12 protein-coding genes are annotated in these 14099 nt (G+C 38.1%); 2 read left to right on the plus strand and 10 right to left on the minus strand.

Features of this window, described 5'->3' with window-relative positions; translation table 11 throughout:
* The 3 genes from IGL15_RS11120 to IGL15_RS11130 all read right to left on the minus strand — a co-directional run bounded on the left by IGL15_RS11120 (position 1) and on the right by IGL15_RS11130 (position 3185).
* Positions 1–681, minus strand: a complete 681-nt coding sequence (locus IGL15_RS11120) for a metal-dependent hydrolase (RefSeq protein WP_002287133.1) — start codon at positions 679–681, stop codon at positions 1–3.
* Between the two features lie 218 nt (positions 682–899).
* Positions 900–1379 carry an aminoacyl-tRNA deacylase gene (locus tag IGL15_RS11125; protein WP_002287132.1) on the minus strand — a complete coding sequence of 160 codons (480 nt, stop codon included), beginning with the start codon at positions 1377–1379 and terminating at the stop codon, positions 900–902.
* Between the two features lie 126 nt (positions 1380–1505).
* Complete coding sequence (locus tag IGL15_RS11130; protein ID WP_002287130.1) at positions 1506–3185, minus strand: ribonuclease J; 1680 nt, start codon at positions 3183–3185, stop codon at positions 1506–1508.
* A gap of 547 nt (positions 3186–3732) precedes the next feature.
* On the opposite strand from IGL15_RS11130, the gene IGL15_RS11135 reads away from it, so the two are divergent.
* Together IGL15_RS11135 and IGL15_RS11140 are read left to right on the plus strand one after the other, a co-directional pair.
* Entirely contained in the window at positions 3733–5235 is a 1503-nt protein-coding gene (locus IGL15_RS11135) for an ABC transporter permease (RefSeq protein WP_104765448.1), read from the plus strand.
* A gap of 12 nt (positions 5236–5247) precedes the next feature.
* Positions 5248–5910: an ABC transporter ATP-binding protein gene (locus IGL15_RS11140; RefSeq protein ID WP_002287128.1), complete on the plus strand. Its 663-nt coding sequence runs from the start codon at positions 5248–5250 to the stop codon at positions 5908–5910.
* 100 nt (positions 5911–6010) lie between these two features.
* Here the strand turns inward: IGL15_RS11140 and IGL15_RS11145 are convergent, their stop codons facing one another.
* From IGL15_RS11145 to IGL15_RS11175, 7 genes are all read right to left on the minus strand, one after another.
* On the minus strand, positions 6011–6214 hold the full coding sequence (locus IGL15_RS11145; protein ID WP_002287127.1) for a CsbD family protein: 204 nt from the start codon (positions 6212–6214) through the stop codon (positions 6011–6013).
* A 110-nt stretch (positions 6215–6324) separates the two neighbouring features.
* A complete protein-coding gene (iadA, locus tag IGL15_RS11150; RefSeq protein WP_002287126.1) occupies positions 6325–7509 on the minus strand; it encodes a beta-aspartyl-peptidase in 1185 nt (394 codons plus the stop codon).
* A 156-nt stretch (positions 7510–7665) separates the two neighbouring features.
* On the minus strand, positions 7666–9405 hold the full coding sequence (gene yfcC / locus IGL15_RS11155) for a putative basic amino acid antiporter YfcC (protein WP_002294022.1): 1740 nt from the start codon (positions 9403–9405) through the stop codon (positions 7666–7668).
* Positions 9406–10177: 772 nt separating this feature from the next.
* Positions 10178–10792: an SIS domain-containing protein gene (locus tag IGL15_RS11160; RefSeq protein ID WP_002287124.1), complete on the minus strand. Its 615-nt coding sequence runs from the start codon at positions 10790–10792 to the stop codon at positions 10178–10180.
* 606 nt (positions 10793–11398) lie between these two features.
* Positions 11399–11776: a hypothetical protein gene (locus IGL15_RS11165; RefSeq protein WP_002294021.1), complete on the minus strand. Its 378-nt coding sequence runs from the start codon at positions 11774–11776 to the stop codon at positions 11399–11401.
* 299 nt (positions 11777–12075) lie between these two features.
* Positions 12076–12957 carry a UTP--glucose-1-phosphate uridylyltransferase GalU gene (gene galU / locus IGL15_RS11170; protein ID WP_002287122.1) on the minus strand — a complete coding sequence of 294 codons (882 nt, stop codon included), beginning with the start codon at positions 12955–12957 and terminating at the stop codon, positions 12076–12078.
* Between the two features lie 42 nt (positions 12958–12999).
* Positions 13000–14019: an NAD(P)H-dependent glycerol-3-phosphate dehydrogenase gene (locus IGL15_RS11175; protein ID WP_104765556.1), complete on the minus strand. Its 1020-nt coding sequence runs from the start codon at positions 14017–14019 to the stop codon at positions 13000–13002.
* Positions 14020–14099 lie beyond the last annotated feature (80 nt).

Consider the following 14099-nt stretch of genomic DNA (forward strand, 5'->3'; position numbering starts at 1 on the left):
CTACACTTCCAGCGTTTCCGAGACGCTCATTATTTTTCCTTCACTATCTTCCAGTAACTCTACAAAAGATTCGGGATCTTGTTCAATGACAGGGAAAGTATTGTAATGGATTGGAACTACTTTCTTGGCACGAATTGTTTGCGCAGCCTTTGCTGCATCTTCTGGCCCCATCGTATAGTTATCGCCAATCGGCAAGAAAGCGACATCAATATCGAATTCTTCTGCAAGCAATCCTAGATCACTGAAATAAGCAGTATCCCCTGCATGATAAATCGTTTTTCCTTCTGCTTGAATAATAATTCCGCTAGGCTCGCCCATATACTGAACGATACCGTCTACTTCATAGCTTGAACTATGCTGTGCATGTACGAATTTTACCACGCCGAATGGAAACGCATGTTTTCCACCGATATTCATACCGAATGAATCTACTCCTCTGCTGTTCGCATAATCAGCAATCTCAACAATACTGATAATTGTGGCTTGATTTTCTTTTGCAATAGGAATCATATCTCCTATGTGGTCACTATGACCATGAGTAATCAGCAACCAATCTGTCTTTACTTCTTCTGCAGTTAAGTCTGTCAATGGATTTCCTGTAATAAACGGGTCAATCATCACGCGTTGGCCATTTTCCATTTCAATTGTTAAACAGGAATGTCCATGATACGTAATTTTCATATTTTACACCTCGCGTTTTCTCTGTATCTTTTTTATTAAAAACGATTTCATCACTTGCACATCAATGAAAAAATATAGCTGCTAAATATATTTTCATTGGATTGATAGTACAGTATGTACAAAGCAATTGTAACAGATAATACAGGATGCACCAAGTACCAAGCAGATATAATCTCAAGTTTGAGGTCTCTGCTCTGCTTAGCTTCTCTTCTCGTCCCTTAACTAATTAAATCAGCGTAAATAGGATGGACGATCTTTTCTAAATCGGCTACTTTTATCCGAAGGCTTCTCCCGATTTCACCGCTTGACACAATTACTTCTTCTTTTTCTTTTAAAGAACTATCTGCTAAAAAACAATAATCAGGATGTGCGAGTTTTATTCCAATAGGGGTGTTTGCTCCGTGGGGATATCCTGTATGCATTAATACAAAATCCATTCCAGGAAAACCAACTTTACGATCTTTCGTCACTTGTCTCGTTTTTTTGTAATCTAAGTGATCGTTCAAAGGAATCAATGCGATGATCACCCCAGTTTTGTTTCCTTTCACTACGAGAGTTTTACATATCAAAGCTGGATCAATCCCTCTTTTTTGTAGTTCTTCTGTGAAAGATTCTTCTACCACATGACTAAAATCAAGTGGTTGATAGCTGATCTTTTGTTCTTCTAAATAACGTTCGACTTTTGTTTGACTCATCATTGATTCACTCCCTTTATTCTATCGTTTATTATAAAGCGAGGGATGCTGTATTCAAAAATTATTTGTTTTTCGCAAAAAAAGAGCAAGACGAGCACTCTATAGAGAGGTTCATCTTACTCTTTTTGTTTATTTTTTATTTCGACGTTGAGTAGCTTCCATAATGACTGGCAAGATCACTGGGCGGCGTTTTGTTTGTTCAAATAAGTAACGGCCTAATTGATCTCGGATGTCTTGCTTTAATTTGCTCCACTCAAAATCATTGCTTTCTAAATGTTTCTCAACGATTGTTTCAATCATATTGCTGCTTTCTTTCATCAGATCACGGCTAGCTTTTACGTAAACGAATCCCCGTGAAGTAATTTGAGGTTTTGAAATGATTTTCTTTTCTCGCCGACTGATAGTGACAACCGCTACGAAAATCCCGTCTTCTGACAAGATTTTTCGATCACGTAAAACAATGTTTCCGATATCACCTATGCCTAATCCATCAATCATTACATTTTCTGCACTTGTAGTTCCTGCAACACTCATACGCTTGTTCTTATATTCCAGCACGTCTCCGCGTCCAGTAATATAGATATTTTTGTATGGCATCCCTACTGCATGAGCCAAATCTGCATGAGCAGCTAATTCACGATACTCTCCTTGAACTGGCACAAAATATGTTGGTTTCATCAAATTGATCATTAATTGCAAGTCATTAGGATTGGCATGGCCAGAAACGCGCATATTCTCAGAGATCAACTTCACTGTTCCACCAGCTCGATAAATGATATCTTCCGTTTTCGCCACGATGGTTTCCATCGCGATGCTTGGCGTAGTAGTGATATAAACCAAATCCCCTTCTTCAATCTTGACATTACGGTGTGTACCGTTTGCCATTTTTTGCAGAGACTTGATGGGTTCACCCATTCGGCCAGTTTCTAAAATGATCAGTTCTTCTGGATCATAGTTTTTCATGTCTTTCAACGTAACAAGCAGATCTTCACTTGGTAATTGAAGTTTTTCTAAACGCATCGCTGTGCGAATAATTCGTTCGAAATCTTGACCAGTCAAGACAACTTTTCGTTGTGCTTTTTCTGCTGCATCCAATACTTGTTGCACTCGTTGCAAATTACTTGCTACACAAGCGACGATGATACGCCCTTCCCAATATTTGATCGTATCAAATACTTCATCTGCTATTTGGGCTTCAGAAGCTACAGGCTGAGGATTTTCTGCATTTGCCGATTCACTTAGTAAGGCTAAGACTCCTTCTTTGCCGATTTCCGCCAATCGTGCATAATCTGTTTGATACATTGGGATAGCCGTTTGGTCAAATTTAAAATCTCCCGTATAAACGATACTACCTTCTTTTGTTTTCAGATTGATCCCCACTGAATCTGGTATCGTATGAGTGGTACGGAAAAAGCTCACTACTGTTTCACCAAAGTCGATTTCTGTATGCTCATCTACCACATGGAAATCCTTAAATCCTTTGGCTGCTTCATTACGACTGACATTCAATTTTGCTAACTCGATCGTCAACTCCGTTCCAAATACTGGTACAGAAATTTTCGACAACAAGTAAGGAAGCGCCCCGATCGCATCTGCATGTCCATGTGTTAAAAAGACACCAGCTACACGATCAATGTTTTCTTCTAAATACGTAAAATCAGGGATTACGACGTCGATCCCCAACAACTCATTTTCAGGATATTTTAGCCCACAATCTAAAATAAAAATATCCTCGCCCACTTCTGCGACATACATGTTTTTTCCATTTTCACGAACGCCGCCTAATGGGATAATTTTAATGGTACTCACAAACTTCACCTCTTCTTATGACATCCAAGTTTAAAGATGTCGATTTTCTTCTTTATCTAAATATATGAGCCATTCCAATGAAGCATATGCAAAATTACTATTTCTCAACTTATGGAGAATCAGCAGGAAAATTACCATCACATCCGCGTTCTGACAGTTGGATGGGCATTTTATTTTGGATATACTTCTTTAACAAAATGGATCTTTTGCGAAACGCTATAGCCAAAATACTTATATAAGTATTCAGCTGTTCCCCATTATTATACAACAAATAAACTAAATCGCTAGTATCAGCAATTGTTAGAACAACTATGCACGTAAAAATCCCTCTGTAGCATCTAGGATTTCTTTTGCTATTCCTCTTTCATTTCTTCTTCGTCGGTTTGAAACATACTTTTTTCATTTTACCACATTTTTTGCAATAACTATAGTGACTTTTGATATATACAGAACCTCATGTTGATGGTGTGCAAACAGCATAAGATTTAAGCTAGCTTTAAGATAGGTTATCTATTATCAAATGCATCTACTAGGAGGGATGCAAAATATGAATTTTATGAAACGTGCATGGAAAAGTACAAAAGTAAAATGGGGACGTTCATTGTTATTGTTTGCCGTGTTCACAGCCATTCTTATTTTTGTGCTAGCTGGCCTTACGATTCGAAGCGCTGCAGAAGAAGCAGCGAATCAAGCACAAAAAGAAGTTGGAGCAACAGTGACTTTAAGTGCCAATCGAGAAGCTTCATTTAAAAAACAGGAACAAACTTCTTCAAGCGGTTCTACCACTGAAGAACGTCCAGATCCAGGCAGTTTTTCTCTTACACTAGTTTCCTTAACGGACGCGGAAAAAATAGCTGAATTAGATAATGTAAAGAGTTATTCCTTTGAAAGTTCCGCCTCAGCTATGGCAAAAGATGGAATAACTGCCATCACTAGTTCTGATTCAAGTGAAGACAGTTCAGAAACTACTGATGCAGACGGTGAACCTGCTGGAGGAATGGGCGGGAATCCGCAAATGACTCAAGCAGACTTTCAAATCAGTGGTGTGTCAGCAACTGCACAAAATAGTAATTTTTCTGATGGAACAGCAAAAATCACGGATGGTGAAGGAATAGATGACAGCGACAAAGGCACAAACAATGTAGTCATTGATTCTACTCTAGCAGAAACAAATGACCTGGCAGTCGGAGATACTTTCACAATCACGAGTACTGAAGATGAAGATACCACTTATGAAATGACGATCAAAGGAATTTATGAATCCAGCGAAACAAGCGGCAGTATGGGTATGAAATTCAACTTCATGAATCCGTCGAATACACTTTACACTTCTTACACTTTTGCAAATGAACTAAATGGGACATCTGACGATAACACGATAGATTCTGCTGTTTACACTCTATCTGATCCAGATAAAATGGATGAGTTTCTCAAAGAAGCTGAGAAGCTGATCGACACAGATACATTTAGCTTACAATCAAATGATTCCATGTATCAGTCAATGTTGGAACCTTTAAACAACGTGGCAAGTTTTTCTAAAAATGTTGTTTTACTAGTGGCTGTAGCCGGTATTATCATACTTACTCTGATCATTATGATTACCATTCGGGAGCGTCGGCATGAGTTAGGCGTCTTGCTATCTTTAGGAGAATCCAGAAGTAAAATCATTCTCCAATTGTTTACCGAAGTGGCTATTTGTATGATTCTTGCATTAGGAGTTGCTTCGATTAGCGGAAACGTCGTCGCGAATGCCGTGGGACAGCAGCTACTTGACCAACAGACAGAAACCACGACACAAAACCAGCAAGCTCCTGGCGGTGGACAAATGCCAGGTAACAGACAAGAACAAGGCGGTCAACGCGGTGGTCAACAAGGAAACACGAATAATCCATTTGCCGTTTCTGATCAAGTCAGCGAATTGGAAATCAATGTCAAACCTGCACAATTGGGACTATTAGCCGGAGTAGCATTTGGAATCAGCCTGTTTTCTGTCTTTTTAGCTTCTATAGGGATATTAAGATTAAATCCAAGAAAAATCCTATTAAACTAAAGGAGGAATTTGATGTTACGGACAGAACAATTGGGATTTTGGTATCAAGATCCGCAAGATGCGCTTTACAAAGATGTAGAACTGAATTTCGAAGCTGGAAAAATGTACGCTATTTTAGGAGCAAGTGGTTCTGGAAAAACGACTTTTCTTTCGCTTATTTCTGGACTAGATGCACCAAAAGAAGGAAAGGTATACTATCAAGATCGTTCACTGAACAAAATCGGGTTAAGAAGTTATCGTAAAAATGATGTCTCGATTATTTTCCAAGCTTACAACTTGCTTCCTTATTTATCGGCTCTAGACAACGTCATAGCAGCAATGGAAATCACTAAGACCAAGCAAGAGAATTATCGACAAGTTGCTTTAGATCGACTGGCTCGTGTAGGAATTGATGAAATATTAGCAAAAAAACAGGTGACCAAACTTTCGGGAGGTCAGCAGCAGCGAGTCGCTATCGTTCGTGCTATCTGCTGCGAACATCAACTAATCGTAGCGGATGAGCCTACTGGAAATCTAGATGAAACAACTTCACAAGATATCGTCAAACTTTTCCAAGAAATCGCCCATGAACAAAATCGCTGTATTATCATCGTGACTCATGAGATTGAAGTAGCAAAAAGCTGTGATGAAGTCTTTGAACTAAAAAATAAAAAATTTCAAAAAATCGAAGTTTAAAAAACAGGATAATGATCAAATAAAAAATCCGAAGCATATCTGCGAGACAGATATGCTTCGGATTTTTTATTTGCTTGATTCAATTAGTAATAAGTGGTTTTTATTTTTTTTCGTCTTTTCGAGAAAACTTGTCTTTGACTTCGTCGCCTAAATTTCGAGCTTTTTCTTTGATGTCAGCACCTAGTGATTGTGCTTTCCCTTCTGTTTCTTTGCTCTTGTCGTCTGTTGCTTTGCCGTATGCTTCTTTTCCTTCACCGACTACTTTATCTTTCATATCTTTAGAACGTCCTTTTAAATCTGCCATTGTGCTTCCTCCTCTTAGTTTGTTTATTGATCTACCTTCAGGGTAACATCAACAACAGATACAGACAAACAGAACGCTCGTTTTCTAAAAAAGATAGTTAGAGCTGTTGATTAAAAACTTTTTTCGAAAGTCCCCCATACTTTGACTTCTTTTTCTTGGACCATTATTTCTCCTTTAGCGATAACTGTATCAATATCAAGCGTTTCTTTATCCAAGATACACAGATCTGCATCAGCACCAATTTCGATTTTTCCTTTTTTATCCAATTTCAATATACGTGCTGGATTACTAGTTATAGCTCGTAAGGCGATTTCCAAAGGGATACTTTCTTTTTGCACAGCTTCTTTGATCCCTACTAGCAATGCCTTGGCACTTCCTACTCCTAACCCTAGGAAATGATTGTTTTCATCAAAATAAGGCAAGCTTCCTTGTCCATCTGAGGTCATCGTGAAATTATCTAAAGAAACATCTTCCTCGATCAATCGTTTCAGTGCTTTGCTGAAGCGAACTTCACCATCTGTCTTCTCCCAAAAATCAGGATCTTCGCTAGCAGTGAAGTCAATCGTGCCACCACGTTTGGCAAATGCCACGCAAGCTTCAAATAATTCTGGTGTGCGATTTGCATGAGTAGGCAAAAATTGTGTGATCGGAATTTCTGTTTCTTCTACGATTCGTGTCAATAGCTCTAGCTTTCTTTTTCCTCCGCCTAAGTGGACATTGATGATCCCAGCTTTTCCGGATAACATGCCTCCTACACGAGCATCTGCTACTGCACGAGCGAACTCTTCAAAACTTGGCTGAGAAGAACGGTGATCGGATACTGCGATTTCTCCGATTCCGATAATTTTATCAATTGTCAAAAAGTCTTTGATGATAGAATCTGTTACTGTTTTTACCGGCAATCGGTACGAACCTTCGTATACATAAGTGGAGATTCCTTCTGCTTCCAGACCTTTCGCTTTGCTGATCAACGCAGTCATATCTCTACCTTCTCCGTCTGTTCCCAAACAACCGACAACTGTCGTTACACCAGCTGTAGTCAATTGGCTCAATGTGACTTCTGGCGTTCGATTTTGATAACCGCCTTCTCCTCCTCCACCTAAAATATGGAAATGACAGTCAATGAAACCCGGGGTTAGTACTTTTCCCTCACCTGAAAGTTCTTCTACTTCCACTCCTTCGTAGCCGCCTTCTAGCTGTTCTTCTACAGCCAAAATCTTCCCACCGGCAATCAGTACATCCATTTTTCCTAAGTAATCTGGTGCAAACACTTCAATTTGTCGAATGATTTTCATACATTTTTCCTCTTTCTTTAAGTATAACTGATGATAGGATCTTAAAAAATAATCCAAACGATAGAATCTTTACTCCTTTGATTTTACCGTAAAATGACGGTTCTTGGAGTCCTTATCTACTGTTTGGATTACTTTTTTATTTACAGGTCTCCAGTACTACTGCAGACCTATTGCAATGGCAATCATGATGAAAATAGTTCCTAAAACAAACAGGAATCCTTGCATCTTGATTTGGAATCTTGCCCATTTTGCCCATTCGATCCGTGCAACACCTAGCACACCAATCAAGCTGGCTGATACTGGTGTAAAAGCGTCCATAAAACCTGAACCAAGCTGATAAGCAAGAACTGCTACTTGTCTGGATACACCTACTAAATCTGCCAGTGGAGCCATGATCGGCATAGTCAAAGCTGCTTGTCCTGAATTTGATGTAACAACCAAGTTGAACAAACTTTGGAAGATGTACATCGCCCAAGCACCAATGACAGCTGGAACACCGGTCAACGCAGTCCCGATCCCATGCAAAATCGTATTCAAAGCTGAAGGAACAGATGCATCAGATCCTCCCAAGACAAGAAGAATCCCTTTGGCCATACCTACTACGATTGCTGTACCAGCTAAATCAGCTGCACCAGATTGGAAAGAAGAAGCGATGTCATTGACTTTCATTCCATCTAATTTGAAAAGAACAGCAATGATTCCAGCAACTAATCCCATCACAAAGAATTGAGAAGCGATTTCTGGAATGTAATAGCCTTTTTGAGTCACGCCCCAAACGATCCAGACAAGGACAACTAACATCTCTAATAAGATCAGTTTATGCCCAAGCATGAATTTTTTATTTTCATCAGATGTCTTTTTGATATGAGAACGGAAATAATCATCTGATTTGTAAGTCAACGAACTTTCTGGTTTTTTACGGATTTTTTCTGCATATATCATCATATAACCAGCGGCTAATGCAGTAACAACTACCCACATAATCAATCGGAATGTCGCACCAGACAACACGGGGATTCCAGCAATCCCTTGAGCCACCGCTACGCTAAACGGGCTCATCCAAGAGGTCGCATTTCCGACTTGAGATGCGACATAAGTCACGGTTACTGCTACGATCGAGTCATATCCTAACGCAATGACAAATGGAACCATCACCATTGAGAATGGAATTACCTCTTCTGCCATCCCGAATGTAGCGCCACCGAATGAAAAAGCAAAGAATAATAGCGGTAAAGCTAAACGCTCCAGTCCCTTAGTTTTACTGATAAACGCATAGATACCTGCGTCGATCGCTCCGGTACGCATAATAATACCAAAAGCACCTCCAACAACAAGGATCAATGCAGCGATCCCTACAGCAGATCCATACTTATCTCCAGATACTAGTCCTTCAAAAACAAAATTTAAGAAACCAAAGCCGCCAAAATCATCTGTTCCCCATATTTTGGCTGTTTTATGCAATTTTTTAGAAGTATCATAGATATTTTCGCCGTACTGATCGTAAAGCACATCATCTGTCAAGGAGATTTCATCTAGCTTTTCCTGCGTAAGATTTTTTTCTCCGTCAGCAATGACTTTTTCCAATCCTTTTTCCGGAACATCCAGTTTTTCACGTTCTGCTGGATGATCTTGCAGTTCTTCTAATTGATCAAACACATACGACTTATCCAGCTCGTAAGCATAACGGAAGGAATCTTGACGTAAAACAGTACGAGTACTTGTTTCGCCATTTGCATCTTTGTATTCAATATCTTGCGTGCTGAACTTTCCTGCTGGAACGACAAAAGTCAGTATCCATGCAAAGATGACTACACCAAAAATAATGACATACGTATGCGGTGTCGATAATTTAGTGAAGTCGCGTTTCGGTTTTCCTGAAGAATTTGTTTTCTTCAAATTTATTTCTTCCTTTCTTTTTTCAGTAATTTTGATGAATAAAAAATGGATAATCAAATGAATTATACAGTAAAAATGACATTTCCACATGAATAATTTATTAGAAAATCACTTTTTTCTATTTTGCTTTTTTTCTCCTATGTATGATTATTTTTTTCTCTTTCCATTTATATTAAGTATTTCATTTCTCTGTTTTTCCTTAAAATTCTTTTTTTATTTTTAGATTAGAGAAAATCTCGTCCTGTTTTTTTCATTTTACAATCATTGAAAAATTGAATTTCATTGCAAAAAAAATAATAAACACTTATAAATATCCATTATTTATCCTTCAATTTTTGTGTATTTTATTTCTATTAGAAAAAGGTATCCTGTTGGACAATTTTGTTATATCAGGTAAACTTCATTGCAATAATGATAACAAATGTACTATAATTACTTTGTAAAGAGTTTTGGGGAAGACTCTTTCATCAACGTGTATTAAGAGACAAGAAAGAATCCATATGGATTCTTTCTTGTCTCTTTTTCCATTACTTTTTATTTTTCTGACACTACATATTCTTATAACTCATTTCTCCTAACTGTGAAACAACTTATAAAAATAACAAACTTTAAACAAAACAAGCTTAAAATCAAAGATGATCCATCTTAAAATAACTAAAACAAAAAAAGTAGTCGTTGTTAATCCTCATTAATAATCGTTTTCTTTTTTTCAAACGCTCCATTTTTATGTGGAACATTATTTTTTTAAGGAACTTTGTCAACATGTGGATAACTATTTTCCACTTGTGTCCTGGACTAGCTGTTTTGCTGTAAAATACAAAACTTGCTGCAGCAAAAAGATCGTTGCAAGAGAGGCTGTTCCGCAGATCGCTGGATCTAGATTTGGCAAAGTCAAGACTGCATCATGTAAATTGGCGTGGTTGTCCAAAACCAAATCAGCAAATTCAAATAATCGCAAACCACTGCTATGTTGCGATTTGATACTTCGTGACAAATCAAATCCAGTAACAATGATTAATGGATGACCATTTTCTTTGATCCACTGAGCTAGTTCGATGATTGCCGGGTTTCTTCCTTCATTCGAAAGAAGAAGAAAAATGTCTTCTGATTTGACAGAAAGCTGATCAATAATTGCCTGTCCTGCACCTTCTAGCGTTTCATAGACACCTCCGGCTGGATTTTCAATCAATATACTTGGAACAAGATCCGGGGTTTGATCCCAAAATTCAAATGCTACACCACTTAGTGTGCGGCTAGCATATATCTGCAATCTACCACCTTGATTAATTTGTTTCGCGATCCAAGTGCCAGCTTGAAGCATCAGCGGCTCTTCTATCCTTAATTTCTCTTCCAATTGGTGATAATAGTCAAAATAACATAAACTCATTTATCTCTCCCGCCTAGCTATACTTGACATGAATAGAAACAGCTGCCTAATCTAAGGAAGTACATAAAAAAACAGTAGTTAGACAGTAACACATGTGGTCTTTGCTGTTTCAAACACAAAAAAGGCATTGAACGAATACGCCCAATACCTTGACATAGCAAATAAAACAACGTGCAGACCATGGAAAATATCTACATAGGGGTAGAATTTTCACCCTAGATTAGGTACAATAAATTAGGTCGATGCACTGCATTGACTATGGCAAAATGATCGGTCAGGGTGTATGTGTGTGACTGGTCATTCCCTGATTCTTAGCGCCAACTAAGGGTCAGGGAGCCTTTTTTTATTCAGCTGTTTCTATCTGAATTTATTGTAAGTAATCTCTTATCCAAGTGCAAGCACGAAAATACAAAAAAACATTGGTATGATTTATATATATATAAATAACATAAAAAAAGGAATGGCTTATCCCGATACAACAAGCATTCCTTTAAAAAAGATTCTTTTATATAAGTGAAAAAAGCTTTTTTTCACCAATTAAATAAATCTCTCATCTCAATAGTTTATCCATTATTTTATCTTTTTTTTGCGTACACCTACTAAATATTACCGTCTTCTTCTCGTTCTTCTACTTTGTTCGAGAGAATCTGTACTAGAAAAAGTAGTTGTATGTCTACCTTTTCTGCCTATCCGAGACTTTCTTTTCATATATGGGATATAAATGATTAGATACAGTACAGCAAAAAATAAAGCAAATACGCAAGCTTCCCAACTACCTAACGCCAATTCAACCATCAAGGTAGCAACCCCAACGGATGCTGCATACCAGATAAAAATCAGAAACGTTTCTTTTTTTCTGACCATGCGAAACATGATAAATAGACTAATAAGCAATAGTGGCAACACAAATATCCAATTGCTTCCTTCCATCAGCCACTTGAGTATATCAAGCAGCGACTGTGCAACAGCGACTAATTTTCCCATAGTGAACACACACCTTTTTTTATAATTAAAAAATTCGCCTTTTTATTCTACTATGAATCTTCTGGCTTGGCTTTCATTTCTCTTATGTAATCATTTTCTTTTATACAACTTAAAAAAAAATTAAACCATTAGCAGAATATTTTCTGAATCTATTCACGAAAGTCTTTTTCTATCTTTCGTTTTCCACGACTCAACTGATTTAGAGTCAAAAAACTAAAACGACAGTTGCGCAAATGACGCACAAGCTGCCGCTTTAATAACAAATAGCCTTTCATTCTCAGCAGGCCACTTATTTCCAGTTAACTTTCTGTTCTTAGCTTTTTACTCAACTGGATAATATATGCACTTAATGAAGTCCCAATTTCCGAATGTTGAAGTCCATATTCAATATTTGTCTTCATATATCCTAACTTATCGCCTACGTCGTATCTTTTTCCTTTAAACTCTCTCGCATAGACCGCCTCTGTCTGGTTAAGAGTCTGAAGTGCATCCGTTAGCTGTATCTCGTTTCCTGCTCCTGGTTCTTGAGTTTCTAATATCTCAAATATTTTAGGAGTCAGTAGATAACGTCCGATAATGGCTAAATTACTTGGTGCTTTTCCCATTTCAGGTTTTTCTACAAACCCTTTTACTCTGCAACGACCCTTTTCGCTATCTGTTTTAGGATCAATAATTCCGTATTTAGATGTTTCATTTTCTGGTACACGCATGACGGCAACAGCGGAAGCTTGTGTTTCTTCATAATCCATCATCAATTGTTGAGTCAATGGGATATCATCTTTCATCAAATCATCCCCCAGCATGACGACAAACGGTTCATTTCCTATAAATGCTTTTGCTTGAAGCACGGCATCCCCCAGTCCTCTTGGATGAGATTGACGGATGAAGTGAAGATTGACTTGAGTCGTTTCTTCAACTAAAGCGAGTAATTCTGTTTTTTCCTTTTCCCGCAAATTGTTTTCCAATTCGATATTTGCATCAAAGTGATCTTCAATGGGTCTTTTTTCTTTTCCCGTTACGATCAAGATGTCTTCGATTCCCGAATCCAATGCTTCTTCCACAATAAACTGGATCGTTGGTTTATCCACGATTGGAAGCATTTCTTTTGCCATGGCTTTTGTTGCCGGCAAAAAACGTGTTCCTAGCCCAGCGGCAGGAATGACTGCTTTTTTGACCTTCACTTGCTGTTCCTCCTAAACGACGATTAACTATTGATCATCTATTTAACGAAGAGAAAATTCATTCTCCATTTTTCCGTCACGTAACATGATTTCTTTTGCTGCTTTTTTGATATCTTCTCCATTATACAAAACATTATAGATTGTTTGAGTAATTGGCATCTCAACACCTAGCTGTTGAGCTAGCTCTACTGCTGCTTTTGTCGTTGCCACACCCTCAACGACCATTCCCATGTTTTCTAGAACTTCTTCCAGCTTATGTCCCTGTCCTAACAAGTTACCGGCACGCCAATTGCGAGAATGAACACTTGTACAAGTAACGATCAAGTCCCCCACACCACTCAAACCGATAAATGTCAGAGGATTGGCACCCATCGCGACACCAAGACGGCTGATTTCTGCCAATCCTCGAGTCATGATTGCTGCTTTTGCATCATCTCCGAATCCTAATCCATGGATAGCGCCGGCACCAATTGCAATGATATTTTTCAGTGCTGCACCAGTTTCTACGCCAATCACATCATTATTTGTATAAATCCTGAAATAATCATTCATGAACAGTTTTTGTACATAGGCTGCTGCTTTTTGATCAATACTTGCAGCTGTAATTGTTGTGATATCATGTACTGCCACTTCCTCAGCATGGCTAGGACCAGATAATACAACAATTGCCTGTCTTTTTTCTTCTGGAATTTCTTCAGCCAAAACTTCTGAGATTCGTTTATGCGTATCTTGTTCTAGTCCTTTACTTGCATGTATAATGATTGGCTTAGTATTCATTTTACCAATAAGTTCCTGTGCGACTGAACGAATCGCTTTTGTTGGAACAACAAATAAAATAGCATCTGCGTTATCCACTGCTTCTGCCAATTCTTTATATCCGATAATCGATTCTGGGATCGTCAAATCAGGTAAAAAATGCTGATTTGTATGATACGTATTGATTTCATCAATCTGTTCAGGTACATTTCCCCAAATACGGACATCATGCCCGTTTTCTGCCAATGTTTGTGCTAAAGCAGTGCCCCAAGATCCAGGACCAAGAACTGCGATTTTTTGTTTCATGGATATTCCTCCAAATAAATAATTGATAATTTCCATTATAGTATACATTTCTTAAAGTTGGGACTAATTTCCATTGTTTT

Source organism: Enterococcus sp. DIV0436a (genome assembly GCF_051711605.1).
In the GTDB taxonomy this organism is placed as follows: Bacteria; Bacillota; Bacilli; order Lactobacillales; family Enterococcaceae; genus Enterococcus_B; species Enterococcus_B faecium.

Coding starts and splice junctions, on each gene's coding strand:
- IGL15_RS11165 (WP_002294021.1), bottom strand. CDS start 11,776: ATGGGAAAATTAGTCGCTGTTGCACAGTCGCTGCTTGATATACTCAAG.
- IGL15_RS11120 (WP_002287133.1), bottom strand. CDS start 681: ATGAAAATTACGTATCATGGACATTCCTGTTTAACAATTGAAATGGAA.
- iadA (WP_002287126.1), bottom strand. CDS start 7,509: ATGAAAATCATTCGACAAATTGAAGTGTTTGCACCAGATTACTTAGGA.
- IGL15_RS11135 (WP_104765448.1), top strand. CDS start 3,733: ATGAATTTTATGAAACGTGCATGGAAAAGTACAAAAGTAAAATGGGGA.
- IGL15_RS11175 (WP_104765556.1), bottom strand. CDS start 14,019: ATGAAACAAAAAATCGCAGTTCTTGGTCCTGGATCTTGGGGCACTGCT.
- IGL15_RS11160 (WP_002287124.1), bottom strand. CDS start 10,792: ATGAGTTTATGTTATTTTGACTATTATCACCAATTGGAAGAGAAATTA.
- IGL15_RS11145 (WP_002287127.1), bottom strand. CDS start 6,214: ATGGCAGATTTAAAAGGACGTTCTAAAGATATGAAAGATAAAGTAGTC.
- IGL15_RS11125 (WP_002287132.1), bottom strand. CDS start 1,379: ATGATGAGTCAAACAAAAGTCGAACGTTATTTAGAAGAACAAAAGATC.
- IGL15_RS11140 (WP_002287128.1), top strand. CDS start 5,248: ATGTTACGGACAGAACAATTGGGATTTTGGTATCAAGATCCGCAAGAT.